Origin of the sequence: Aeromonas sp. FDAARGOS 1410, from assembly GCF_019048745.1 — a bacterium.
GTDB classification, from domain to species: Bacteria; Pseudomonadota; Gammaproteobacteria; order Enterobacterales; family Aeromonadaceae; genus Aeromonas; species Aeromonas jandaei.
On the sequence record NZ_CP077401.1, the window covers coordinates 3,862,475 to 3,888,253 of the forward strand.

A 25,779-nucleotide genomic window follows, 5' to 3' on the forward strand; every position below is an offset into this window, starting at 1 on the left:
GTGCAAATACAGCACTAACAGCGCATCACTGTTGCACAAATCGAACATATAGAGAGCCATACATGGATCGACTGACCGCTTTACGGGTCTTCGTCAGCGTAGTCGAACAGGGGAGCCTGAGTGGCGCCGGCGAGAAACTGGATATGTCGCGCGCCATGGTGTCGCGCTACCTGGCCGAGCTGGAGAGCTGGATGGGTGCCCGGCTGCTGCATCGCACCACCCGGCGTCTGAGCCTGACCGGCCCGGGCGAGGAGGCGCTGAACCGGGCCCGCGCCATGCTGGCGTTGGGAGAGGAGATGGAGCAGATCGCCGTGAAGGGGGATGATGCCCCCAAGGGGCAACTGCGGATCACCAGCAGTTACTCCCTCTCGGAAGCCTTGCTGGTTGGCGCGGCCAACGACTATCTGGCGCAATACCCGGGCACCGCCATCGATATCCTGCTGCTGGATAGAACCGTCAATCTGGTGGAGGAGCGGATCGATCTGGCCGTGCGCATCACCAACGATCTCGACCCCAATCTGGTGGCTCGCCGACTTGGCACCTGCCATTCGGTGGTCTGCGCCAGCCCGGCCTATCTGGCCAACCACCCGGCACCGCAAAAGGTGCAGGATTTGGCGCTGCACAACTGCCTCACCTACACCTACTTCGGCAAGAGTCTGTGGGAGTTCAACGGCCCGGACGGCCCCGAATCGGTGCCGGTCAGCGGCAACCTGAGTGCCAATATCTCCAACCTGTTGCTGGAGGCGACCCTGGGCGGTGCCGGGATCAGCCTGCAACCACGCTACTCGGCCCAGCCCTATCTTGAGCGGGGAGAGCTGGTCCCGCTGCTGACCCAGTGGCAACCCAAGCGACTCGGCGTTTACGGGGTGTATGCCACCCGCAAGCAGATGTCACCGCTGCTGCGCAGCTTCCTCGATTTTCTGCTGGCCCGCATGGCGGCAGACCCGCTTTGGCGGGAGTGACAACATCCAGCAATGCAGAAGGGGCCACAGAGGGCCCCTTCTTTAATCAACTGTTCAAGGCTGCGTCAGGCTTCGAAGCCAAACGGAGTCACCGGAGGCTTCACCTCCCCCTCTTCGTCGACGAAGATGTCACGGTACGCCACATAGATGGAGTAGTTGAGCGCCGGGATCACCACCAGCAGACCCACCAGTAACAGCACAGCGCCAAAGAGCAGCAGGATGGCGCAGAGGATCCCCCACCAGAAGAAGGGCCACATGTTGCGCCAGCAGCCGGCAAAGCTGAGGCGAGCCGCCTGCAAAATACCGATATCGTGGAAATAGATGAGGGCTGGCGCGAAAGTGACCGCCATCAGCACCGGAATAACCAGCATCATCCCCACCAGCAGTACGATCAACAGCTGCTGCACCTGCAGGGCAGAGACCACCATGCTATCGGGATCCTGGGTCAGCACCGAGAGCAGACCCCACATGGAGAGCAACCCCACGCAAACCAGCCCAATCAGGGTGAAAAGTGCCAAGACCAGCAGACCACCCAGCATCAGGGGGGTCAGCTTGTGGCGAAAACCGGCAAAGAGATCGTTGAAGTTGAGCGCTTCACCGCGGTATCCCCTAGCTGCTACAACGGCCCATCCCGCTCCCCACACCATATAGAGCAGTTGGGAGATCAGCCCGCCGGCTGGCAGCAGGTCGAGCACCATGCCAACGCCGAACCAGAACACCACCATGGCGACGCTGGCACCCATCCCCTTGTTGAAGATATCGAACCCGCTGCGAACCCAGACCCAGCCACGGCTGAGCGGGTGGCGGGCCGGTGCTTGGCGCAAAGGGGATAATCCATTCATGTCGTCTCCTCGGTGTATCGCAGGCATCAGTGCCGGATGCCGATTCTAGAGGCTGGACACCAGTGACTCAATGGCGAAGCAGGATGTCAGCGACATAAAACCTGACGCAGCCAACCCCGATTGTCCGCTCTTTTCAACACCCGGCACTGGCTGCAACTACGCAGAGAGGGCAAAATCGTCTCCCTGCGCCCGCAGGCCAATCAGCCCACGGGGCGCACTTTCCGCCATCTGAAGCGTTTTAACAGCGAGTGGTATCGTCATGAGAGTTGTGTGTTGTCTGTTGTTATTGCTGGCCAGCCAGTCGGCGCTTGCCGAAGGTTTTATCAGCCGTCTGCTCAACCATCCGGTGCCGGGCGGCGTGGCCGTTGTCCCCCTTGGCAAGGCATCCCCGGCGCCACAAGCCCATTATCAGGGCAAGCCCGTACTGGTCGTGCAGGAAGATGGCCAGTGGATCGCCATCGTAGGCATCTCCCTCAAAAGCCCGCTTGGTAACCAAAACCTGACCACAAGCGATGGTCGCACCCTCGCCTTCACCGTGACACCGAAGCACTACCGCGAGCAGCACATCAAGCTAAAAAACAGCCGTCAGGTCAATCCGCTCGCCGAAGACATGACCCGTATCAACCGTGAACTGGCCGAACAGACACGAGCTTATCAAACCTTTAGTCCCAACCAGCCGAGCAATCTGATGTTCGACAAGCCGGTCGATGGCCCGCTATCGAGCCCGTTCGGCCTGCGCCGCTTCTTCAATGGCGAGGAGCGCAATCCCCACTCCGGGCTCGACTTCGCCGTCGGCGCCGGCACCCCGATCAAATCCCCCGCTGCCGGCAAGGTGATCCTGATTGGCAACTACTTCTTCAACGGCAATACCGTCTTTGTCGACCACGGTCAGGGGCTCATCAGCATGTTCTGCCACATGTCGAAAATCGATGTGAAGCTCGGCCAGAGTCTGCCGCGCGGCGGCATTGTCGGACGGGTCGGTTCAACCGGTCGCGCCACCGGGCCCCATATGCACTGGAACGTCAGCCTCAACGACACCCGGGTCGATCCCGCCATCTTTATCGGCGCGTTCAAGCCCTGATAATGACAAAGGCAGCCAATCGCTGCCTTTGTTGTATAAAACGTCCGGTATTCTTACTAGTCCTGCGTGTGGGAGCCGGACTCCTGACACATCGCCCGCCACATCAGCAACACCAGCAGAGTGCTGCAGGTCGGCAGTGCCAGCCACACCCCGGCCACGCCCCACAGGGTCGAGAATCCCCACAGGAAGCCACCGATCAGCAGCAGCTTGCCACCAGTCAGCAGCGAGGCAATGCGGGGACGGTTGATCGCCTGAAAATAGGTGGCGCCCACCAGCAGCAATCCCTCCATCGGCAGCCCCCAGAAGTAGAGCCAGATCCCGAGCGTTGCCACCGGCAGCAGAGTCGCATTGTCGCCTGCAAAGAGGTAGACAACCCCCTCGGGCCAGAGGTAGAGCGGCACCATGCCACAAAGTGCGATGGCGACGGTCACCCCCAGCGCCAGATTGCGGATCCGCAACACCCGTTGCCAGTTGCCCGCGCCGGCATTGAAGCTGGCGATGGGCTGGATCCCCATGGCGATCCCCTCGAAGATGAGATAGAAGAAGGCCTCGGTATAGCTGATCACCCCGTAGGCAGCGACATGCAAAGAGGTACCGACAGCCAGCAACGCCTTGTTATGCAGCGCCAGCACCACCGAGAGGTAGAGGTACATCAGGAAGCTGGAGAAGCCGAGTTTCACCGTCTCCAGCATCAGCCGCCAGTCGGGCAGCAGGGTATCCCAACCGATGCGCAACTTGCTGCGCGGAGTAAAGAAGTGCCACAGACAAAGACCACCGGTAACAGCCTGGGAGAGCATGGTGGCAATCGCGGCCCCCGCCAGCCCCCATGGAATGACCGCCATCAGCAGATAGTCGAGCAGCACGTTGAGCAAACCGCCCCCGACCAGGATCCAGGTAGTCAGTCCCGGCCGCCCGTCGTTGCGCAGCAGGGCGGTAAAGGCCATGGAGAGCACGGCAAAGACGCCGAGCCAGGCATACCACTGCAGATAGGCCAGACCGGCGGTAAAAATATCCCCTTCGGCCCCCATCCAGGCCAGCATCTCATCGCCATAGTTGATGCCGATGAAAGCGAGCACGGCGGCAGCCACCAGCACCATCACCAGTGCATTGCCGACAATATGGCGCGCCCGTTTTTGCTCCCCCTTGCCAAGGTAGAAAGAGGCGAGCGAGGAGGAGCCCATGCCGATCAGCGCACCAACAGCGTAGAGCACGGCGCAGATGGGATAGGCGAGCATCAGTCCGGCCAAGCCATCCTGCCCCAGAATATGGCCGACAAAGATGCCATCAATGGTGACATAGATGCCGGTGACCAGCATGGCGGCCACGGTCGGGGTGACATAGCGCCAAAAGAGGCGGGAAAGAGGGGCGGTGCCCAGATCGACTGCGGACATAAAATGCTCAATGGAGGGAAAAACGGCCAGAATAATAGCCAAATCGGGCCGGGATCGCCCGTTATTTGTGTTACAAATCATTAATATTGAACGCTTTACCCTCTTCTGCCCCTGCTTTAGGCTAGGGCAACCTCTTATGAACGGACACGTGCTTCATGTTGCAACGCCTGCTCGCCCTCCTGCTTCTTTCCCTCGCTCTGCTCACGACCACGGCACAGGCCGATGACACCATCGCCCAGGCCGAAGCGCTGCTGCAAAGCGTCCCCAAGAGCGATACGCCGGAAAATCAGAAACTGAGGGAGAGCTATCAGCAGGCACTGCAGTTTGCCCGGGAAGCAGAACGTTACCGGGAGCAGGGCAAAGCCTATCAGCAGGTATTGATCGACTATCCCGAGGAGTCGGCCCGCCTCAAGGAGAGCCTGCGCAACTATCAGCCCAAGAGCCGTCCAGCCCTCTCCAGTCTCAAGGAGGAGAGCCTGCGCCAGGCCATTGGCCTTAGCAGCAACCGCCAGATGATGCTGCGCAAAGAGCGTCAGGGCATCATGGACAGCCTCAATCAGCTGGAGAGCACCGGTCAGGATTACCATCTGCGAGTGGATGATCTGCGCAAACAGCTGCAAGTCACCCGCAGTCAGCTGGAGCGACTCAACTTCAGCAGCGAATCGGATCGGCTGCAGGAGGCACAACTGCTGCTGACCCGGATCAAGGAGCAGAGTATCTCCGACCGGATCCAGATGCTGGAGCTGGAGCAGCTCTCGGCCCAGCAGCGCAGCGATCTTGGCAAGCTCAAATTGCAGGAGCTCAATCTGACCATTGCCGATGAGGACGAGTGGCAAGCGGCCCTGATGGCCCAGCAAAACCAGTTGCGTCGGGAGAAGACCGAGCAGGCACTGGAAGAGAGCGAGCGACTGCGCAAACAGCTCTCTGACGATATGCCCCTGCTGCTGGAGCAGCAGCAACAGAATCAGGCTCTCTCCATCCAGCTCGGCCGGCTGGAGGAGCAGATCGAAGAGGTGCAGGACAGGCAACGCAGCGTCGACAAGAATCTGTTTGAGCTCAACGAACTGGTCAACTCGGTGCGCGAGCAGCTTGAATGGCTGCAGATAAGCGACGCTTACGGCGAGAACCTGCGCAGCAAGCTGGCCGATTTGCCCGCCTACTACCCCCTCGACAAGCTCGAATCCGAAATCGTCAGCGCCCGCATGGCCAAATATCAGTACGAGACCGAGCAGGATACCCTCAAGGATCCCCGTCAGCTGCGCGACCAGCTCCTCGCCAATGAAGAGGTCTCCCTTGACCGCCCGCAGCAGGCAGTGCTCGACAATCTGCTCAAGGCTCGCCGCCAGCTGCTGACCCGTCTCAACGACGCGTCCGACACCCTGATTCAGGAGCAGACCCGGCTCAAGCTGCTCTACAGCCATCGCAACAGCAAGATCGACGAGATCCGTGAGCTCAGCGCCAGTCACCTGTTCTGGATGCCGGATGTGCGGCCGCTCACCCCCTCCGTCATGCTCGGGGTGCCTGCCGCCCTATCGCTGGCTTTCAATCCGGAGAACTGGCTGCAAGTCCCCCACGCTATCGCCGAAAACACGCCGCTCAGTCTGACCCTGGCCACGCTGGGACTGCTGGTACTGGCCTGGAGCTGGTTCAAACTGGCTCGCCATCTGACCCACTATTGCGACCACATAGCACCACGGATCGGCAAGGTAACCCAGGACAAGTTCAGCCTTACCAGCCGGCTGCTGTTGCGCTCTCTGCTTGCAGCCATGCCGCTCCCCGCCATGGTACTGATGGTGCGGGGGCTGCTGGGCGGTGCCTGGCAATACCCCTTTGCCGTGGCTATCGGCCGTGGCCTTGGCGAGATCTGGTTTCTGCTGCTGGCACTGGTGCTGGCCCGTCACCTCACCCTTGAGAAGGGGATCCTGATCCACCACTTTCGCTGGCCAAAAGAGCAGGTGCAGAAAGTGTGGGGACAGTTTCGTACCCTGCTGCTGGTACTGATCCCGAGCTTTTTTGTGCAGGGGATGGCCAACAGCTATCAGGAGCACGCCTTCTACGACTCCCTCGGGCGGCTGGCCTTTATCATCGGCGCCCTCTGGCTGCTGCTCTTCTTCGCCCGTCTCAACCGGGAGCGACTGCCGCTCACCTGGGGCCAGAGCGATATGACCAAACCCCATCTGCTGCACCACTTCATCTGGAACAGCCTGATGCTGGCGCCGCTATTGGCGGTGATTGGCACCCTGTTTGGCTACTTTTATACCTCGCGCATTCTGCTGCGCCAGCTGGAGCTGAGCCTGCTGATGGGGCTTGGCTGTCTGCTTGTCTACTATCTGGCCAGACGCTGGATGCTGATCCAGCGTCGCCGGCTGGCCTTCGATCGGGCCAAGAGCAAGCGGGCGGAGATCTTGGCCCTGCGCGGCCGGGATGAATCGCACGAGGAGTTGAGCTCGGAGATCCCGGATGTGGTCGAGGAGACCGAGCTTGACCTCGATACCCTCAGCACCCAGTCGCTGGGGCTGATCCGCACTCTGCTGATGCTCGGCTTCACCCTGCTGGTGGTGGTGCAATGGTCGGATCTCAACTCCGCCTTCAGCTTCCTCAGCAACATCGAGGTGTGGCAGGTCAGCAGCAAGATTGGCGGCATAGAGCAGCTCTCGGCCATCACCTTGCAGGATCTGATGCTGACCGCCTTCGTCTTCATCCTGACCGTGGTCACCGCTCGCAACTTGCCGAGCCTGATGGAGCTGACCCTGCTGCAGCATCTGAGCCTCTCCCCCGGCACCGGCTTTGCACTCACCACCACCAGCAAGTATCTGGTGATCCTGATCGGCGCCCTCACCGGCTTCTCGATGCTCGGCATCGACTGGTCCAAGACCCAGTGGCTGGTTGCCGCTCTATCGGTCGGTCTGGGTTTCGGTCTGCAGGAGATCTTCGCCAACTTCGTCTCCGGCCTCATCATCCTGTTCGAGAAACCGATCCGGCTGGGTGATACCGTCACCATCCGCGATCTGACCGGCACCGTCACCAAGATCAAGACGCGCGCCACTACCATAGTGGATTGGGATCGCAAGGAGATCATCGTCCCCAACAAGGCCTTCATCACCGAGCAGTTCATCAACTGGTCGCTCTCCGATGCCATCACCCGGGTACGACTGCGGATCCGCATCGGCCTGACCCGGGATCCCAAACTGGTTCAGACTATTCTGGAAGAGTCGGTCAAGGCATCGACACTGGTGCTCGATACCCCGACTCCCGAAGTGTTCCTGATCGAGTTCACCGACTCGGCACTGATCTACGAGATCCGGCTCTACGTGAACAACATGGATCACCGGATGCCCATCACCCACGAAGTTCACTCGCTGGTGCTGGAGAAGATGCAGCAACAGGGGCTCACCCTGCCCCACCAACAGATCGATATTCACTTGAGCAGGGGCTAACCCGGCCAATGAGAAAGGAGCAAACCATGCAGATCATTGCTCACCGGGGTGCCAGCGGCCTGGCCCCCGAGAACACCCTCAAAGCGATGGCCAAAGCGCTGGAGCTAGGAGCCCCCGCTATCGAGATTGACGTGCAGGCGGCCGATGGTGAGTTGTGGGTATTCCACGATCGGCGGCTCGAGCGCTGTACCAACGGCAAGGGAGTATTGACCGAGCAATCCCGCTCTTATCTGGAACAGCTCGATGCTGGCGAGGGGGAGATAATTCCGACCTTGTGGCAGGTGATGAGCCTGATTGACGGCAGCTGTGAGCTGCATATCGAACTTAAGGGTACCAATACCGCCGATGCCGTCGCGGCACTGACCAAACGGGCCGAGAACGAGCTTTGCTTCACCGCCAACCAATGGGTGGTCTCCTCATTCCACCATCCAGAGCTGGCTCGCTTTGCGACCCTGCGACCCGATATCCGGATTGGCGCTCTTACGGCCAATCTGCCGCTCGAACTGGCGCACTTTGCCGAAAAGCTGGGAGCCTGGTCCATCAATTGTGATGTTGATTTCATTGACGCTGCGCTGGTCGATGATGCACATCAGCGCGGACTAAAGGTTCTGGTCTACACGGTCGATCAGCATGCCGATCAGCAACAGCTGGCCGCTATGGGGGTCGACGGCATATTCACCAATCGGCCCGACCGTTTTTTAACACTGTGAGCAACCCGCATCCGGATGGATAAGCGTGAGGTTAACCGCTAACTTTAAGTCGTAGACCGGGATAAAAAGAGTCCAACTTCGGCCGATAAGAGATGGCACATAACAATAATTCGCTCGAACACACTTCAGACTGACGCTCACAAGGAAGTAACTATGAACTTATCCATTAAAAACAAACTTGTTCTGGCTATCGGAATCATCATTCTGGTGATCACCGGCCTGCAGGTCTGGTACAACACCTCGCAGCTGCGCAGCGAAACCCAGCGACTGATCTGGAGCTTTATCGACGAAAGTTCAGCCGCCAACGTCAAGGGGATCTCCCGCTGGCTCGATGCCCGCGTCAATATGGTCAGCTCCACCAAGGAGGCGTTTGCCAAAGAGGATAACCCCATCAGCCATCTGGCCCAGTCCATGAATGCGGGCGGGTTTGATCTCGTCTATGTGGGCACAAATGATGGCAAGATGATCCAGAGCAAGCCGACCGATCTGCCCGCCGGCTACGACCCGCGCCAGCGCCCCTGGTACAAGGACGCCATGGCCGCAGGTAAAATGACCATCACTGCACCCTATGCAGATATCTCCACCGGGCAGCTGATTATCACCATCGCCGAACCGTTCCAGCGTGGCAATACCCAGGGGGTGATCGCCGGTGACGTATCCATCAGCGGATTGGTCTCCGACATTCTGGCGGTCAATACCGAAGGCACCTACGCGGTACTTATCGACAGCAGCGGTACCATCATTGCCCACCCGGATGCTTCACTGACCCTGAAACCAGCCACCGCCCTCTCCCCTGAGCTGACTGCCTCCGGGGTCAATCGCATTGCTCATGACGGCACCATTTCAGAGATGGATATCAGCGGCAAACTGAGCGTGTTTGACCTGAACCAGATCCCCAATACCGACTGGTACTACGGCATTGTGGTCGATGAGGCGGTGGCCTATCAGTCGGTCAAACGCATGGTCACGTCAGCACTTCTGCAAGGCCTGCTCACCATCATCATCGTGGCGGGTTTCTCCTATGTCGCCATCAATGGCTCTCTGGCTCCGCTGAAAACCCTGGGTGAAGCGATTGCCGATCTCTCCCGTGGCAATGGCGATCTCACTCGCCGCATCAAGATTGAGCGTGAAGACGAGGTCGGCGTGGTCGCCAAACACGTCAACACCTTTATCGAGCGGATCCATGTGATGGTGCAGGATATATCTAACTCCTCCGGCCAACTCAACCAGCAGGCCAAGTCCTCACACAACATGGCAGAGAAGGCCAATCAGGGGCTGGCTCGCCAGCAAAACGAGATCTCCCAGATTGCAACGGCCGTCCACGAAATGTCAGCCACAGCCGTCGAGGTAGCCAGCAACGCCGAGCAGACAGCCGAAGCGGCGCGCTCCTCCAGCAGCAGCTGTGAACATGGCAAGCAGGTCATCGCCCGCAACCAGCGTTCCATCACCGATCTGGCAACTCAGGTCGAGCAGGCCTCCAACATCATTCAAGAGCTGGAGAAGAACGCGCAGGAGATCAATACCATCCTCTCCACCATTCAGGGCATCGCAGAACAGACCAACCTGCTGGCACTGAACGCCGCTATTGAAGCTGCTCGTGCCGGCGAACAGGGCCGTGGCTTTGCGGTGGTGGCAGACGAGGTGCGGGTGCTGTCACAGCGCACTCACAGCTCCACCGTCGAGATCCGCAGCATGATCGAAACCCTGCAGCGCAATACCCAGGGGGCGGTCAGCACCATGCATGAAGGGCAGTTGCTGGCCCAGAACAGCGTGGATGATGCCAACAACGCCACCCAGGCGCTGGAGCAGATCACCGCTTCCATCAACCAGATCTCCGACATGGCGACCCAGATCTCCAGCGCCGCCGAGGAGCAACGAGCTGTTACTGACGAGGTCAGCCGCAACATTCAGGCGGTGAAAGACGTGTCTGACGAGCTGGCCGTAGATGCCGACAGCTCACGCCATCTCTCTGAACAACTTAAAAATATTTCGGGTGAATTGAGTAATCAGGTCGGTATGTTCCGGATCTGACGATGATAAGAAAGGGGCCGTACAGGCCCCTTTACTTTTTTAAATATCGCTTAATTATCAGTGAGTAATCTAACACTACCGTCGCCTCTCCTCCTTCCTGTTGCCCCCGCCATCCAGTAGCTCCCATCGGATATATTCCACTTTTTCAGCCACAAAAAGGATTAGTAATTTTTATGCATATATTTAAATGCCAATAATTATCATTAAAAAGTTTTAATAAAAAACTTAAAATTTTTTTCGTGAGTACCTAAAAAGAGAGGTGATTCGCATTTTATTGAAAGAAAACTACGTATAATCCGGAAGTTAAAGTCTTCGTAGCAAGGTGTTTTACTGCTCAATAACACCAAAAAATGACGAAAATTACGACATTTTCATCCAGGGATCAGGGTGTTTTAGAAAAAAATAACTACGAAAAATGGAATAAAACCAAGCTGTTTGACTTGCATCAAGCCTGAATTTTTTTCATAGAGCAAAATCGTGCCCAGCAAATCTATCCCTAAGGAGGCAGATGTGGATATTATCAAGACCGATGTAGCCATCATCGGTGCCGGCGGTACTGGCCTGCGCGCCGCTATCGCTATAGCCGAATCACAGCCAGACCTGGATATCGCCCTGATTTCCAAAGTCTATCCGATGCGTAGCCATACCGTGGCAGCCGAAGGTGGCGCCGCCGGTGTCGTTCGTGATGACGACTCCCTCGAAAACCACTTCAACGACACCGTCTCCGGTGGTGACTGGCTGTGTGAGCAGGACGTTGTCGATTACTTCGTCAACAATGCGACCAAAGAGATGATCCAGCTGGAGCACTGGGGTTGCCCCTGGAGCCGCAAGCCGGATGGCAAAGCCAACGTGCGTCCGTTTGGTGGCATGAAGGTTCCCCGTACCTGGTTCGCCGCTGACAAATCCGGTTTCCACATTCTGCACACCCTGTTCCAGACCTCCGTCAAATACCCGAGCATCAAGCGCTTCGACGAGCACTTCTGCCTCGACCTGATCGTGGAAGATGGTCGCGTTCAGGGCGTTCTGACCTTTGACATCCAGAACGGCATCACCCGCTTCATCCAGGCCAAATCCGTGATTCTGGCAACTGGTGGTGCTGGTCGTGTTTACCGTTACAACACCAACGGCGGCATTGTCACCGGTGACGGCATGGCACTGGCCTATCGTCACGGCGTACCGCTGCGTGACATGGAATTCGTTCAGTATCACCCGACCGGTTTGCCGGGTACCGGCATCCTGATGACCGAAGGTTGTCGTGGTGAGGGTGGCGTCCTGCTCAACAAGGATGGCTACCGCTACCTGCAAGACTACGGCTTGGGCCCGGAAACTCCGATCGGCCAGCCGAAGAGCAAATACATGGAACTGGGTCCGCGCGACCGCGTTTCCCAGGCATTCTGGCAAGAACAGCAGAAAGGCCGCGTGATCCAGGGCCCAATGGGCGATGTAGTTCACCTCGACCTGCGTCACCTCGGCGAGAAGTACCTGAAAGAGCGTCTGCCGTTCATCTGCGAACTGGCCAAAGCCTACGTCAACGTGGATCCGGCCAAAGAGCCTATCCCGGTACGTCCGACTGCCCACTACACCATGGGTGGTATCGAGACCGACAACAAGTGTGCCACCCGTCTGGCCGGCCTCTACGCCGCTGGCGAATGTGCCTCCGTTGGTCTGCACGGCGCCAACCGTCTGGGTTCCAACTCCCTGTCCGAGATCGTGGTATTCGGCAAGCTGGCTGGTGAACAAGCCGGTGAATTCGCCAAGACCCAGAAGCATGGCAATACCGAAGCGCTGGTCGCCAAGGCCGAGGCTCTGGTCAAGCAGCACCTCTCCCTGCTCGACATCGATGGCACCGAGAACCCGGCAGACATCCGCAACGAACTGGGCACCTCCATGGAAGCCGGTGTCGGTATCTACCGTACCGAAGAGCTGATGCAGGGCACCATCGACAAGATCAACGAGCTGAAAGCCCGTTACAAGAAGGTCAAGATCAACGACAAGTCCTCTGTCTTCAACACCGACCTGCTGTACGCCATCGAACTGGGTTACATGCTGGACGTGGCAGAAGCCATGGCTCACTCCGCCATCAATCGTAAAGAGTCCCGCGGTTCCCACCAGCGTCTGGATGGTTACGAAGAGCGTGATGACGTGAACTTCCTCAAGCACACGCTCTCGTTTTACAACAATGGCGAAACGCCCTCCATCGATTACTCCGATGTGAAGATCACTAAGTCCCAGCCGGCAAAACGCGTGTACGGCTCCGAGGGTGAGAAACAAGACGAGGCTAAGAAGAATGGCTGAGATGATTGAAATTGAAATCCTGCGCTATCGTCCGGAGCAGGATAACGAGCCCTGGATGCAGACCTTCCAGGTGCCCTACCAGAGAGAGATGTCTCTGCTGGATGCGCTGCAATACATCAAGGATCACCTGGACTCTACCCTGAGCTTCCGCTGGTCCTGCCGGATGGCGATCTGCGGCTCCTGCGGCATGATGGTCAACGGTGTGCCCAAGCTGGGCTGCAAGGCATTCCTGCGCGACTATCTGCCGGGCAAAATGACCATCGAGCCGCTCAACAACTTCCCGATCGAGCGTGACCTGGTGGTCGACATGTCCGATTTCATCGAGAAGCTGGAAAGCATCAAGCCCTACATCATCCCGAGCGAGCCGCGCAACCTGTGCGATGGCGAATACATCCAGACTCCGGCAGAGATGGCGAAGTACAAGCAGTTCTCCCAGTGCATCAACTGTGGTCTCTGCTACGCGGCCTGCCCGCAGTACGGCATCAACAAGAAGTTCACCGGTCCGGCGGCACTGGCTCTGGCCTATCGCTACAACGTCGACAACCGTGATGCCGGCGCCAAAGAGCGTATGCGCATCATCAGCCAGGACGAAGGCGTCTGGGGCTGTACCTTCGTGGGCTATTGCTCCGAAGTGTGCCCGAAGGGCGTCGATCCGGCAGCGGCCATCCAGCTTGGCAAGGTAGAGAGTGCCAAGGACTACATGATCGCCATGTTCAAGCCAGATTGAGAGCAGGATTGAGACCATGAACAACACTGAAAGCAAACGTAAACCTTACGTCCGCGAAATGAAGAAAGACTGGTGGCTGAAGAACGCCTTCTACACCGGTTACATGATCCGCGAAGGCACCAGTATCTTCGTCTCCATCTACGCTGTTGTGCTGATGTGGGGTCTGATGCGTCTGGTACAGGGTCAGGAAGCGTTCAATGGCTGGCTGGAATCCCTGCAAAGCCCGATCGCCATCCTGTTCCACGTGATTGCGCTGGCAGCCTGCCTGTTCCATGCCAAGACCTGGTTCGCTCTGGCGCCGAAAGCCATGCGTATCTTCCGTGGTGAAGACCTGGTGCCGGAGAAACCGATCGTCATCGCCCAGTATGTGGCGCTGGCTGTGGTATCCCTGCTTGTCCTGATCATCGTGGCCTGAGGAGAAAACAATGAGACGTTCTGACGAGCCAATTTACTGGGGTCTGTTTGGTGCGGGTGGCATGGTCGTTGCCATGCTGCTGCCGGTCATTGTCCTCATCACCGGTCTGCTGGTACCCATGGGTATCATGGACGTAGAGACCATGAGCTATGACCGCGTTCTGGCATTCGCCAGCTCCTGGTGGGGTGCCTGCATCCTGCTGGTGATCATCGCTCTGCCGATCTGGCACGGCATGCACCGTATCTACCACGGTCTGCATGATCTGGGGATCCACACCACCAAGCTGCACCACTATGTGTTCTATGGCTTTGCCTTCCTGGTATCTGCCATTACCGTCGGTCTGCTGATGGTGCTGGTACTCCAGTAATCACCGCACAACTGATTGAACAAACCGGGCCAAGTGCCCGGTTTTTTTTATTGCAGCATCCCCACGCATCCTTGCCGCTGACTTTTTCAACAAATTAAACAAAAACCGGATCTTCTTCTTTTCAGAGGACGATCATCCTCACATATCACCAACGTCACCCCGCATATCAGCAAGGCTCCTTGACCCCCATCAAATAATTGATAGCCGTATCAACCATAATTTATCCGATTAAATAATTATTCATGTGGAGCTATCTATGAGCGAAAAAAACCGTCCGGTGACGATCGGCTGTTATCTGGCACTGGCCTTTGCCATTGTCTTCTTCTCCGGGCTGCTGCAGTCCAACCAGTGGTACGGGGTATTTGACTTCACTACGCTGAACGGTTCGTTCGGCACCATGGTGCAGAGCGTCAGCGAAAACGGGGATGGTATCAAAACAGCCATGACCGACATGCGTGGCAAGGGAGGCAATGGCGCTCGCGATGGCTTCCTGTTCGCCCTGACCCTGATCCCCACCGTGATGTTTGCCCTCGGCATGATCAACGTGCTTGAGCACTACGGCGCGCTGGATGCCGCCCGCAAGCTGCTGACTCCGCTGCTTCGCCCGCTGATGGGGATCCCGGGCAACACCGGCCTCGCCCTTATCGCCTCGCTGCAGAGTACCGATGCGGGTGCTGCCATGACTCGCCAGCTCAAGGATGAAGGGCTCATCACCAAGCGCGAGACCGACGTGTTCACCATGTTCCAGTTCTCCGCTGGCGCCACCATAGTCAACTTCTTCTCCTCCGGTGCCGTGCTCTTCACCCTGACCCTGGCTGACGGCACCCAGGCGGTCAGCTCCTCCATCGGGCTGGCAGTCGCCGTGATGTTCGTCTTCAAGTTCATTGGCGCCAATCTGTTCCGGGTCTATCTCAACCTCACCGAAGGCAAGAGTGCCGACAACAGCAAACGCGATCAGACCCTTACCACCCAGGAGCAAGCCAAATGAGCCAGGCCAACGTCAAGAAACCCATCGTCACCGATATCTTCGTCGAAGGGGCCAAGAAGGGATGGGTCATCGCTACCACCTCCACCGTTCCCAACGTGCTGATGGCCTTCGTCATCATCAAAGCGCTGCAGATCACCGGCGCGCTGGACGCCATGGGCGCCATCTTCTCCCCCGTCATGGCCATCTTCGGCCTGCCCGGTGAAGCGGCAGCCGTGCTGATCGGCGCCTGGATGTCGATGGGCGGTGCAGTCGGTGTGGTCATCACCCTGTTCGATCAGGGGATCCTCAACGGCACTCACATCGCCATTCTGGCGCCAGCCATCTACCTGATGGGTTCACAGGTGCAGTACATGGGCCGCATCCTCGGCTGTATCGGTACCGAAGGGCGCTATATCCCGGTCATGATCGCCATCTCGGTGCTCAACGCCTTTGGCGCCATGCTGGTAATGAACATCATCCTGTGACCCCGGATCTGATAGCGGAGCAAACAATGACTTTTTCTTTGGATCAATATCTGGCCGAGCTGGCCCCCCTGATCAATCTGGATTGCGGCTCTCTGCACCAGCCGGGCATTGCCACAGTGGCCGAGCTGATGGCCGCCAAATACGAGGCCATGGGCGGCTGGCAGATCAAACGGGTCGACTGCGGCATCGCCGGGGTCGGGCTGGAGATCCGCAACCAGCCGCAGGCCGAGCAGATCGACATCATGCTGATCGGTCATATGGATACCGTCTTCCCGGTCGGTACCGCAGCCGAACGCCCGATGAGTGTCGATGGCGAGCGCGCCTACGGCCCCGGCGTCTCCGACATGAAATCCGGCCTGCTCAACATCGTCTATGCCCTGCGTGCACTGCCCCGCGAGGTGCGCGATCGCCTGAGCATCTGCGTCTGCATGAACCCGGACGAGGAGATTGGCTCCCTCCACTCCAGCGACTGGCTGGCATCGGTGGCCAAGCAAGCCAGACAAGTGCTGGTGGCCGAAGCGGCCCGTGCCGATGGCTCGCTGGTCAAGGCTCGCAAGGGAATGGCACGCTATCGCATCGACTTCACCGGCAAGGCGGCTCACGCCGGCAACGAGCCGCAGAAGGGGCGCAGCGCCATCACCGAGCTGGGTCACTGGATCCTCGCCATCAATGCCCTGACCAACTTCGAGAGCGGCACTACCCTCAACATCGGCATCGTCGAGGGGGGCAACGGCGCCAACATAGTGCCGGCCCACGCCAGCGCGGTGGTGGATGTGCGCTTCTGGGACAATCAGGAGTACAACCTGGTCAACGATCATCTGTTGACCCTGGTCGAGCGGCCCCATCTGGAAGGGGTCACCATCAAGCTGACCCGCGAGGCGCATAAACCGGCCATGGTGCCGTCAGAAGGCACTCAGGCACTGATGCAGCTGGTGGAGGAGTGCGGTGCCGAACTGGGGCTGCCCATTCGCTGGCAAGAGGTAGGGGGCGGCTCAGATGCCAACCTCACTGCCGCCCTCGGCATCCCCACCCTGGATGGTCTGGGCCCCATTGGTGCCGGTTTCCACAGTGACGAGGAGTATCTCGATCTGGCCAGCATTGGCCCTCGCATCGAACTGCTGGTGAAGGTGCTGACCCGCATCGCAGCCTGATGGTTTTCCCATAAAACGGAAGAGCCAGCCGGTTTGCACCGGCTGGCTCTTTTTCATCTGATAAATCTGGGTGATTAGCCTTCTTGGCGCTTACTCCATCGGCGGCAGGAAGCGGCGCATCACCTCCTCCGCATGACCCTGCTCCTGAAATGCCACCAACGTCTGATTCAGGCGGGTAACCAGCTCGTAGGCACGAGGCGATCCCTTGCTGACCAGCAGATAGAATCCCTTGCGACTTGGCAGGGCGAGATTGAGCAGACCGGGTTCGCTCTGGTAGATGCCCAGGGTTAACCCGCCAACAAGCGGCTCAATCTCGCTTGGCAAGAAGTCACAGCGATCCCGCCCCAGCATGTCGAGCGCCTGTTGCAACTGCTTGACCCGGCGTGGCTCCTGCGCGAGCCCATAGGGGGCATAGTTATAGCCAATCACGCCGCATACCCGTGAGCTGTTGACCGTCTGCAGATCGGGCGCTTCAGGATAGCGGCGCTTGAGATAGAAGAAACCGAGATGGGTGTAGTAGAGCGGCACGCTGTAGAAGGCGAACTCGGCCCGCTCCGGCTTGTAGCTGGCATCCCAGGTCAGCTCGCACAGGCCGTTCTGGTGATAATCCGCCAGCTCCTGTTGCACCCGTGCCCAGGGCAGATAGCGGATCTGGTAGGACAAGCCATTTTTCTTGATGGCATCGAGCACCAGCGTGGTGGCCGAGCCGGTCAACCGGCTGGTATCGGGCACCCCATCCTTGCGCTCCCAGTAAGTAAAGGGGGCCCACTCGTTGCCCTCCCCCAGACAGATCTGTACCGGCTTCTCTGCCGCGCTGGCCAAGCTCGCCGGTATCAGCATGGCAAGGCCCAGCCCTGCCAGCAGCAATCGGGTTCGTCTCATCCCTCTCTCCCCACTCATGCCATCATCTTGCGACGCGTTACTGTGCAGATTAGTCCACTGCCGCTGCCTCACCGCCTTGGGCAACACCGGATTGCCACATGGCCAGCAAGGGCGCCGGAATGGCGCCATAGTGCAGCGCCGGCGTCTGGTGCCACTCGGCCAACTTTTGCAGAGCCTTCGCCAGATCCTGCGCAAGCTGGCGGGTCACTCTCACCCCGGCTTCCAGATAGAGGCTCTTGATCTCGAAGATCCCCTGCTGGCGATGGGCCTTGGCATCCATTCTGCCCACCAGCTTGCCACGATGCAGCAGCGGCAACACGAAGTAGCCGTACTGACGCTTGGGCGCCGGGGTATAGCACTCGATGCGATAGTCGAAGTTGAACAACTCACTGGCTCGCTTGCGATCCCATACCAGCGGATCGAACGGCGACAGGGCGGTGGTATGGGTTGCCTTGAGACAACCCGCCTGCGCCCTTGCCAGCTCATCGGCCAGAGATGCGTGCACGAAAGCACCGTGCTGCCATCCCTCGACACGTACCGGCAGCAGCTCCCCCTCGTCCGCCAGTTGATGGAGCAAGGCGTCATATTTGCCACGCCGCAGCCGGTAGTAATCAGCCACCCAGCCAGTTTTGACCAGCCCCAGCGCCCGGCAACTGGCGCGCACCATATCCCGCTGCGCCTGCTCGATGCTCGGCAGATCCCGCCGGTCGCTCCACTCGGGGAGCACCCGCTCGGCGAGATCATAGACCCGCTGAAAGTTGCGCCGCTCCCGCACCATCAGCTGACCGGTGGTAAAGAGCACCTCCAGATGACGTTTCTCCGGTTTCCAGTCCCACCAGCCATTGCCCTTCCCCTCTTTGCGCTCAAAATCGGCCGCCCGTACCGGGCCATGGTGGCGAATGCGCCCGATAAGCTGGCCAATCTCTTGCTGATGGGTAGCGAGCCAGTTGGCCGAAAACTTCCAGCCCATGGCGGCAGGGTCGAGCATCCGGTGACGCAACAGCCGATAATCCTCGCGGGGCACGAAGCAGGCCTCATGGGCCCAATACTCGAAGATCTCGCCGTCGGCCAGCAACTGCTCCAGCCAGCGAGGTTCATAGTGGCCAAGGCGGCTAAAAAGCACCAGATAGGGGCTGCGCGCTACCACCGAGATGGTATCGATCTGCAGCAGCGCCATGCGGCGGATGGTCGCTAGCAGATCGGCCGGGGCAGCCTTGCCGCGGCGCGGCACCAGCAGCGCCTGCGCCGCCAGCTGCAAATGACGGGCATCCTGTAGCGATAAATGGGGGATAGACATCAAACCACTCCTTGGTAACCGACCTCCAGCATGCCCGAACAGCGGCCAAATAAACATGGGGAAGAGTTGATGACCCCTCCCCCAGCTTTATGCCGGATTGTTTGGCAGGACCAGCCGGTTCACCACCGCCATGATCTCCTGATAGGTGGCTTCTACCGTCTCGGGGGTTGGCTCCAGAATGAGGTCATCGGCATAGCCGTTGATGAGGGAGGTGATCTGGCGCGCCAGTCGTCCGGTATCAGCGGCCATGAAGTCGCCGCTGTCGATCCCCTTTTGCAGGATCTGCTCCAGCACCTCGCGCCATGCCTGAATGGTCTTGCGGTAACTCTCGGCAAATACCGGGTCGCGTAGCGACTCGTTCCATGCATCCAGATAGATGGCCCAGGAGGCATCCTGACTGGTCGGCAGGTTGTCCCGCACGAACAGTGGCAACGCTTCACAGGCCGGCAGCGGCAACAGCCACTCCCGCTGCTCGGCTATCTCCTGACTGGTGAAGCGCTCCACGGCGCAGAGACAGAGCTCTTTCCAATCCTTGAAGTAGTGGTAGACGTGGCTGCGCGCCAGACCGGTGCGCTCGGCCACATCACGGGTAGAAGAGGCTGCCATTCCCTTCTCTCGAAACAGGGCCAGTACGGCCTCGATGATCATCTCTTTACGCTGTTCTGCTGATGGGCGTGCCATCTTACCTCCTGCGATATCAATCGTTCCGCTTGACTTTGAGCGACCGCTCAAACAAACTTTGAGCACTTGCTCAAAGTTAGCATTTCCGACATCTTAGGAGATAACCCATGACAACACCAACCACTTCGGCAGCCAGTTGCAACGAGCAGGCCATGCCGTTGCCACACTCGGCCGGTCGTTCGCTGGGGGCGATTGCACGGGCCAATCCCCTCAAGCTGGCGGGCACCTTCTCACTGGTCGCCCTCGAAAACATCCTGCTGGTGGCTTATCCCCTGTTCGCCGGCTTTGCCATCGACGCCATCGTCAAGGGAGAGTGGTGGCAAGCCTCGAGCTATGCCCTCATCGTGCTGCTGTTCTGGCTCATCGGCGCCCTGCGCCGTGCGGTCGATACCCGCACTTTCACCCATATCTACGCAGCGCTGGCGGTGCCGGTGATCCTGGCCCAGCGTCAGCAGCAGGAGGGGCAATCCACCATAGTGGCGCGGGTAACCCTGGCACGGGAGTTTGTCGACTTCTTCGAGAAACATATCCCGATCCTGGCCACCAGCCTGGTCTCCATCATGGGTGCCGCCATCATGCTGACGGTGATCGAGTTCTGGGTCGGTATCGCCTGTATGGGGGTTCTGCTGCTGTTCGGTTTGTTGCTGCCCGGTTTTTCACGCAAGAACCAGCTGCTGCATGAGCGCCTCAACGACCGGCTGGAGCACGAGGTCAAGCTGGTGACGCACGCCGAGCAAATCAGGCTGGCCCGTCACTACCGCACCCTCGCATGGATCCGTATCCGGGTATCGGATCGGGAGGCGCTCGCCTTTCTGGTGGTTGGCGTCAGCGCGGCCCTGCTCTTTTTGCTCGCCATCACCATGCTGATGGCCCAACCCCAGGTCTCCGCAGGCCATGTCTATGCTGTGATGACCTACCTGTGGAATTTTGTCAGCAGCCTGGATGAAGGGCCCGGTCTTGCCGACCAGCTCGCCCGGCTGCGGGATATCGGACGCCGGGTCAATACGGCGCAACCAGCCAGCAACACCGAACAAGCAATCTGAACCCGGAGCAAACCATGAACCCGACCACCCTCTGCCAACGAGCGTTGACCATGTGTATCAGCTGTTTTTTCCTCGCCGCCTGCGGCCCCAAAATGAGCGACTTTGAGCCCAACACCAGCTACTGGTTCAAGGAGAAACCGGCAGAGGAGAGTGCCCCGCTGGCACAAGATCTGAAGGTGGATATCGCCATCATAGGTGGCGGCTACAGCGGCCTCTCCAGCGCCTGGCATCTGGCCAAGGCCAATCCGTCGCTCAAGATTGCCATCTTCGAGGCCAAACAGGTCGGCAGCGGCGCCTCGGGCCGCAACGGCGGCATGGTGCTGCCGGGCTCCGAGGTGATGGACCTCTATGAAGAGGGGGAAGCGAGCAAGCGCCACTATGATCTGACGGTCGCCAGCATGCACAAGCTGCAGGCACTGGTTGAATCGACCGGCATCGATGCCGATATGAGGCTCGATGGTTATGTGGAGGCGATCCTCGATGAGGAGGATATTCCCGAGTACCGCGACTATGTAAAAACCGCCAATCGCCTCGGCATCCCGCTGCAATACTGGAACGCCGACACCACCGAAGAGAAACTCGGCACCGACCGCTATGTAGGGGCAGTCTACGACCCCAATGGCGGTCAGGTACACGCCATGAAGCTGGTCAACGCCCTGCACAAGGCGGTGGAGCAGGCGGGCGTCACCATCTATGAACAGAGCCCGGTTCTCGGGATCAAGGAGGGGAAGCAGATCGAACTGAACGTGGCCGACAAGTACAAGGTGACCGCCGACAGCATAGTGCTGGCGACCAACGGCTACACCTCAAAACTTGGCTACTTCAGCGGCCGGGTCTTTCCGGTACACGCCCAGAGCGCCGTGACCGAACCGCTTACCCGGGATCAGCTCAACGCCATCCAGTGGCAGAGCCGGATGCCCTTCTATGACACCCGCAACATCCTGTTTCATCTGGTATTGACCCCGGACAACCGGATCGTTATTGGCGGTGGCAATGCCGAGTACGTCTTCAACGACGGCCTCAACTACAAGGGAGACCTCAACCGGGTCAGCGCCATGATGATGAAGGAGCTGGTGACACTCTATCCGGCCCTCAAGGGGATCAAGTTTGAGCAGGTGTGGGACGGGGTACTCGGCATGACCGGCGACAGCACCGAAGCGGTGGGGGTGATGGGGGATCACAAGAACATCTACTACGCCCTCGGCTACAACGGCCACGGCATCAACCTCTCCTTCCTGTTTGGCGACATCGTGGCCAGCCTCTATCAGGGCAAGGAGCACCCCTGGTTCAACCACGCCGAGCAGACGCTGCCAATGTGGCTGCCGCCGGAGCCGTTCAAGTCAATCGGCGTCAAGTCAGCCCTGATGTACTACCAGTGGCAGGACAAGGGCTACGACGAGTAACTGACCAACGAGCAACAGAACAAGGCACGCCTCAAGGCGTGCCTTTGTGCAATACCGCCACATCGGCATGAGGCAACTCAAGCTTGGCCTGCCAGCGAGCTGCCAGCACCCGAAACGACGCCTCGGAAAAGAAGACGATATGGGTAGGATCGTGGCGGTAACGCCAGTTCTTGAACCGCTCGTCGCCGAGCACCCGCTGGGTTTGCAGCACCAGCATACCGCCGGGCTTGAGGCAGGCCCACAACCGGTCAAGCACGGCGCGCGGTTCGGCAATGTGCTCTATCACCTCGGTACTGGTGATGAAGTCATACTGACGCGTCAGCAACTCGGGAAAGTCGGCATAGAACTTGTCATATCCAACCATGTCGTAACCCGCTTCACGCCCCATCGCCACCAGCGCAGGGCCGGGACCGCAGCCAAAATCAAGGCCGCTGGCAGGTAGCGGCACCCGCACCAGCACCTCGCCAAAAGCCCGCATCAAAAACGTGCGATAACGGGGATCATCCACCCGGTTATCGTGGCCGTCGTAGACCGCCTTCTCCGCCGCCTCATCCAGATGATCGCCTGCATCCAGCCAGACCAGCTCGCATTGGCGACAGCGGTGATAGCGCTTGCCCGCCACCGGCAGGGGATAGGAGTGATGGCTGGCACAGAGGGGGCAGCAGGCAGTCGATGACATGGAATACCTCGGGATGGCGACAGGGGGGCAGCTTGCCTGCCGTACCGGATGCTGACAACTTTTTTTTGCCGCTTAAGGGTTTCTTAAGTTTGGGCTTTTACTCTGAATCCATCGCAAGAGAAGGAGCCTCCCCATGACCACCGAGATCCAAGCCCCATACCGGTTGATCCTGGCCGAATCAGAGCAGCAGGTCATGGCGCTGCAAGCCTATATCCAGGATGCCTACACCCTGGAGTTCAATGCCCGCATTCCCCATTTTCTGCCCTGCCTGATCGGACTATATCGCGCCGACGGGACGCTGGTTGGTGCCTGTGGCCTCAACCGTGCCAGCAGCCAGGCCGGCGAGCATCGCCTCTATCTGGAGCAGTATCTGGAGCAACCGATCGAAGCCTCCATCGAGACTAGCCTTGGTGTTCGTCCCGACCGCCAGCGCATCATCGAAGTGGGCAATCTCGCCTGTCGCGAGCCGGGCAATGCCCGCCTGATGTTTGCCGCTCTCTGCCGCATGCTGTGTGACAACGCCCTCGACTATGTGGTCTTTACCGGCACCGCCAAGCTGCGCAACAGCTTCACCCGTCTGCGCCTCAATCCGGTCGAACTGGCCCCCGCCCAGGCCCATCAGGTCGGTGCCGACGCCGCTGCCTGGGGCGAGTACTACCGCTGCCAGCCCAAGGTGATGGTGGGAGATATCAATCAGGGGCGGGCAGTGCTCGCCCAGAGCAGCCTGCTGCTCAACCTGCTGGCCCCCATGCCAGTGCTTTTTACCGATGCAACCCTGACCAGTGAGAAAAGGTGCGCCCAATGAGCCTGTTCGACGCCATCGCCAAACATGCCCGCGAGAATCCGCAATCACCTGCGCTGCTGAGCAGCCAGCAGCGGCTCGACTACCACAGCCTCTGGCAGCAGATCCAGCATCTGGCTGGCAAACTGCAGCAAGCCGGCATCAAGCGCCTTGCCCTGCAACTCGACAACGGCTTGCCATGGGCGCTGATGGATCTGGCCTGCACCAAAGCCGGGATCGTGGTGATCCCGGTACCCCACTTCTTCAGCCTTGAGCAGCAAGAGTGGCTGCTGGAGAGCAGCGGCGCCGATGCGCTGGTTGGCCCGGCCCATCAGGGATGGCACGCTGCCGAGCCGCTGTTGCTGGTCAGCGGCGAACTGCCACTCTGGCGCCGCAAACCGGCAAACCTCCCGGTATTGCCACAGGGCACTGCCAAGATCACCTACACCTCCGGCACCACGGGCCAGCCCAAAGGGGTCTGCCTCTCGCTGGCCAGCATGATGGCGGTGTGCGAATCGCTGGCCGAGCGTGTTGCGCCAGCCAAGGTGGAAAAACACCTCACCCTGCTGCCGCTGGCCACCCTGCTTGAGAACCTCACCGGCCTCTATGTACCGCTGCTGACCGGTGCCTGCAGCCGCATTCCATCGCTGGCAGAACTCGGCTTCACCGGCTCCAGCTCGCTCAATCCAGCCATGCTGGGGGAGGCGCTGCTGCGCTGGTCAACTCACAGTCTGGTGCTGGTGCCCGAGCTGCTGCGCCTATTGCTGGCGCTCTGTACCAGTACCCCGGTGCTGGCCCAGCAGCTGCGCGGTCTGCGCTTTATCGCCGTCGGCGGTGGCAAGGTTGCCCCCGATCTTATCGCCCATGCCCGCCAGCTTGGTCTGCCAGTCTACGAGGGGTATGGCCTCTCGGAGTGCTGCTCGGTGGTGGCCCTCAACACCATGGGTACTGACAAGCCAGGCAGCGTTGGCCGCCCCCTGCCCCACACCCGGGTCACCATCGGCGACGATGGCGAGATCCTGGTACGCGGCAGCGCCATGCTGGGATATCTGGGTAGCGATGAGTCAATCCCCGAGCTGATTGCCACGGGAGATCTGGGCCGCCTCGATGAAGAGGGCTACCTCCACATCACCGGGCGCAAGAAGAATGTCCAGATCACCGCCTTTGGCCGCAACTTCTCCCCCGAGTGGGTCGAGGCTGAAGCCCAGCTCTGCCCCGCCATCGCCCGTATCGTGGTGTTCGGCGATGGCCAGCCCGCCAACGTGGCGCTGATCCAGCCCCTGCCGGGCAAAGAGGCAGAACTGCCACAACAGATCGAAGTATTGAATCGTCGTCTCCCCGACTACGCCCGCCTGCACCACTGGCTGCCGGTGGCACTCGACCAGCATCCCGGGCTGCTCACCGCCAACGGGCGGGTGCGCCGGGAAGAGACCTATCGCCAGTTTGCCCAACAGATCAGCCAGTGCCTTGCAACCGGCACCACAGGAGAATCCTCATGAGCTTCTATCAGACTCTGCAACAAGCCACTGCCACTGAGCGCGAGCACCTTTTCAAGGCCCCCATCATTGAAGCTTGCCGCCGTGGTGACATCAGTCGCGACACCTATCTCGCCTTTCTGGCGCAGGCCTACTACCACGTGCGCCACACTGTCCCGCTTTTAATGGCAACCGGCGGCAAGCTGGGTCAGGAGTATGAGTGGGTACGCGGCGCCATTGCTGAGTACATCGACGAGGAGTACGGCCATCAGGAGTGGATCCTCAATGACATCCGCGCCTGTGGCGGCGATGCCGAGGCGGTGCGTCATGGCCAGCCCGGGCTGCCCATCGAGCTGATGGTCGCCTTCCTCTACGACCAGATCCAGCGGGGAAACCCCATGGGTTTCTTCGGCATGGTACAGGTGCTGGAAGGCACCAGCGTCGCCATCGCCCTCACTGTGGCCGACCAGCTGAAAAGCGGCCTCGGGCTGCCCCCGCAGGCGATGAGCTATCTCAGCTCCCACGGCACCCTGGATCAGGAGCACCTCAAGTTCTTTGAATCCTTGATGGATAAGGTCGAGAGCCCGGCAGATCAGGCCGCCATCATCCACTCCACCAAGGTGGTCTATCGCCTCTACGGCGAGATGCTCTACAACCTCACCGCCACGCCGTGACCA

General features: G+C 59.4%; 23 protein-coding genes. 17 read left to right on the top strand and 6 right to left on the bottom strand.

The window, feature by feature from the left end; translation table 11 throughout:
* Positions 1–62 precede the first annotated feature (62 nt).
* Positions 63–962 carry a LysR family transcriptional regulator gene (locus I6L40_RS17965; protein ID WP_041210011.1) on the top strand — a complete coding sequence of 300 codons (900 nt, stop codon included), beginning with the start codon at positions 63–65 and terminating at the stop codon, positions 960–962.
* 65 nt (positions 963–1,027) lie between these two features.
* On the opposite strand, the gene I6L40_RS17970 is transcribed toward I6L40_RS17965, so the two are convergent.
* The gene (locus I6L40_RS17970; protein ID WP_071913090.1) at positions 1,028–1,804 is read right to left on the bottom strand and encodes a BPSS1780 family membrane protein; all 777 of its coding nucleotides are present in this window, start codon (positions 1,802–1,804) and stop codon (positions 1,028–1,030) included.
* Between the two features lie 259 nt (positions 1,805–2,063).
* On the opposite strand from I6L40_RS17970, the gene I6L40_RS17975 reads away from it, so the two are divergent.
* Positions 2,064–2,885: a M23 family metallopeptidase gene (locus I6L40_RS17975; RefSeq protein ID WP_071913088.1), complete on the top strand. Its 822-nt coding sequence runs from the start codon at positions 2,064–2,066 to the stop codon at positions 2,883–2,885.
* 56 nt (positions 2,886–2,941) lie between these two features.
* Here I6L40_RS17975 and I6L40_RS17980 read toward each other — a convergent pair whose 3' ends face one another.
* The gene (locus tag I6L40_RS17980) at positions 2,942–4,276 is read right to left on the bottom strand and encodes an MATE family efflux transporter (RefSeq protein WP_216994665.1); all 1,335 of its coding nucleotides are present in this window, start codon (positions 4,274–4,276) and stop codon (positions 2,942–2,944) included.
* Between the two features lie 155 nt (positions 4,277–4,431).
* On the opposite strand from I6L40_RS17980, the gene mscM reads away from it, so the two are divergent.
* The 10 genes from mscM to I6L40_RS18030 all read left to right on the top strand — a co-directional run bounded on the left by mscM (position 4,432) and on the right by I6L40_RS18030 (position 16,861).
* Positions 4,432–7,713 carry a miniconductance mechanosensitive channel MscM gene (gene mscM / locus I6L40_RS17985; protein ID WP_071913084.1) on the top strand — a complete coding sequence of 1,094 codons (3,282 nt, stop codon included), beginning with the start codon at positions 4,432–4,434 and terminating at the stop codon, positions 7,711–7,713.
* 26 nt (positions 7,714–7,739) lie between these two features.
* Positions 7,740–8,423: a glycerophosphodiester phosphodiesterase family protein gene (locus tag I6L40_RS17990; RefSeq protein WP_216994666.1), complete on the top strand. Its 684-nt coding sequence runs from the start codon at positions 7,740–7,742 to the stop codon at positions 8,421–8,423.
* Positions 8,424–8,576: 153 nt separating this feature from the next.
* On the top strand, positions 8,577–10,454 hold the full coding sequence (locus I6L40_RS17995) for a methyl-accepting chemotaxis protein (RefSeq protein ID WP_041210005.1): 1,878 nt from the start codon (positions 8,577–8,579) through the stop codon (positions 10,452–10,454).
* Positions 10,455–10,964: 510 nt separating this feature from the next.
* Entirely contained in the window at positions 10,965–12,749 is a 1,785-nt protein-coding gene (gene frdA / locus I6L40_RS18000; protein WP_041210004.1) for a fumarate reductase (quinol) flavoprotein subunit, read from the top strand.
* Positions 12,742–13,476, top strand: coding sequence for a succinate dehydrogenase/fumarate reductase iron-sulfur subunit (locus tag I6L40_RS18005; protein WP_005347973.1), 735 nt, complete (start codon positions 12,742–12,744; stop codon positions 13,474–13,476). The genes frdA and I6L40_RS18005 overlap by 8 nt, the downstream gene beginning before the upstream one ends.
* Positions 13,477–13,492: 16 nt before the next feature.
* Positions 13,493–13,891, top strand: a complete 399-nt coding sequence (locus I6L40_RS18010) for a fumarate reductase (protein ID WP_033112664.1) — start codon at positions 13,493–13,495, stop codon at positions 13,889–13,891.
* Positions 13,892–13,901: 10 nt separating this feature from the next.
* The gene (frdD, locus tag I6L40_RS18015) at positions 13,902–14,258 is read left to right on the top strand and encodes a fumarate reductase subunit FrdD (protein ID WP_033112665.1); all 357 of its coding nucleotides are present in this window, start codon (positions 13,902–13,904) and stop codon (positions 14,256–14,258) included.
* Positions 14,259–14,514: 256 nt separating this feature from the next.
* Positions 14,515–15,246, top strand: a complete 732-nt coding sequence (locus I6L40_RS18020; RefSeq protein ID WP_071913079.1) for a nucleoside recognition domain-containing protein — start codon at positions 14,515–14,517, stop codon at positions 15,244–15,246.
* Complete coding sequence (locus I6L40_RS18025) at positions 15,243–15,710, top strand: YjiG family protein (RefSeq protein ID WP_041210001.1); 468 nt, start codon at positions 15,243–15,245, stop codon at positions 15,708–15,710. Before I6L40_RS18020 ends, I6L40_RS18025 begins: the two co-directional genes overlap by 4 nt.
* 26 nt (positions 15,711–15,736) lie before the next feature.
* Positions 15,737–16,861: a M20 family metallopeptidase gene (locus I6L40_RS18030; RefSeq protein WP_071913078.1), complete on the top strand. Its 1,125-nt coding sequence runs from the start codon at positions 15,737–15,739 to the stop codon at positions 16,859–16,861.
* Positions 16,862–16,951: 90 nt separating this feature from the next.
* On the opposite strand, the gene I6L40_RS18035 is transcribed toward I6L40_RS18030, so the two are convergent.
* The 3 genes from I6L40_RS18035 to I6L40_RS18045 form a co-directional block, all read right to left on the bottom strand.
* The gene (locus tag I6L40_RS18035; protein ID WP_071913075.1) at positions 16,952–17,743 is read right to left on the bottom strand and encodes an ABC transporter substrate-binding protein; all 792 of its coding nucleotides are present in this window, start codon (positions 17,741–17,743) and stop codon (positions 16,952–16,954) included.
* Between the two features lie 49 nt (positions 17,744–17,792).
* Positions 17,793–19,040 (bottom strand): winged helix-turn-helix domain-containing protein, encoded by a 1,248-nt coding sequence (locus I6L40_RS18040; RefSeq protein ID WP_216994667.1) that lies wholly within the window; start codon positions 19,038–19,040, stop codon positions 17,793–17,795.
* Positions 19,041–19,127: 87 nt separating this feature from the next.
* Positions 19,128–19,721 carry a TetR/AcrR family transcriptional regulator gene (locus tag I6L40_RS18045; RefSeq protein ID WP_071913071.1) on the bottom strand — a complete coding sequence of 198 codons (594 nt, stop codon included), beginning with the start codon at positions 19,719–19,721 and terminating at the stop codon, positions 19,128–19,130.
* A 107-nt stretch (positions 19,722–19,828) separates the two neighbouring features.
* Between I6L40_RS18045 and I6L40_RS18050 the strand changes: the two genes are divergently transcribed.
* Together I6L40_RS18050 and I6L40_RS18055 are read left to right on the top strand one after the other, a co-directional pair.
* A complete protein-coding gene (locus I6L40_RS18050) occupies positions 19,829–20,764 on the top strand; it encodes an ABC transporter six-transmembrane domain-containing protein (RefSeq protein ID WP_071913069.1) in 936 nt (311 codons plus the stop codon).
* Between the two features lie 14 nt (positions 20,765–20,778).
* Positions 20,779–22,167, top strand: a complete 1,389-nt coding sequence (locus I6L40_RS18055) for an FAD-binding oxidoreductase (protein WP_071913066.1) — start codon at positions 20,779–20,781, stop codon at positions 22,165–22,167.
* A gap of 31 nt (positions 22,168–22,198) precedes the next feature.
* Here I6L40_RS18055 and I6L40_RS18060 read toward each other — a convergent pair whose 3' ends face one another.
* The gene (locus I6L40_RS18060) at positions 22,199–22,846 is read right to left on the bottom strand and encodes a class I SAM-dependent methyltransferase (protein WP_071913064.1); all 648 of its coding nucleotides are present in this window, start codon (positions 22,844–22,846) and stop codon (positions 22,199–22,201) included.
* Between the two features lie 133 nt (positions 22,847–22,979).
* On the opposite strand from I6L40_RS18060, the gene I6L40_RS18065 reads away from it, so the two are divergent.
* The 3 genes from I6L40_RS18065 to I6L40_RS18075 are packed head-to-tail and all read left to right on the top strand — an operon-like array spanning position 22,980 to position 25,776.
* Positions 22,980–23,651: a thermostable hemolysin gene (locus I6L40_RS18065; RefSeq protein ID WP_071913062.1), complete on the top strand. Its 672-nt coding sequence runs from the start codon at positions 22,980–22,982 to the stop codon at positions 23,649–23,651.
* Complete coding sequence (locus I6L40_RS18070) at positions 23,648–25,126, top strand: AMP-dependent synthetase/ligase (protein ID WP_071913060.1); 1,479 nt, start codon at positions 23,648–23,650, stop codon at positions 25,124–25,126. The genes I6L40_RS18065 and I6L40_RS18070 overlap by 4 nt, the downstream gene beginning before the upstream one ends.
* Positions 25,123–25,776 carry a TenA family transcriptional regulator gene (locus I6L40_RS18075; protein WP_043850156.1) on the top strand — a complete coding sequence of 218 codons (654 nt, stop codon included), beginning with the start codon at positions 25,123–25,125 and terminating at the stop codon, positions 25,774–25,776. Before I6L40_RS18070 ends, I6L40_RS18075 begins: the two co-directional genes overlap by 4 nt.
* Positions 25,777–25,779 lie beyond the last annotated feature (3 nt).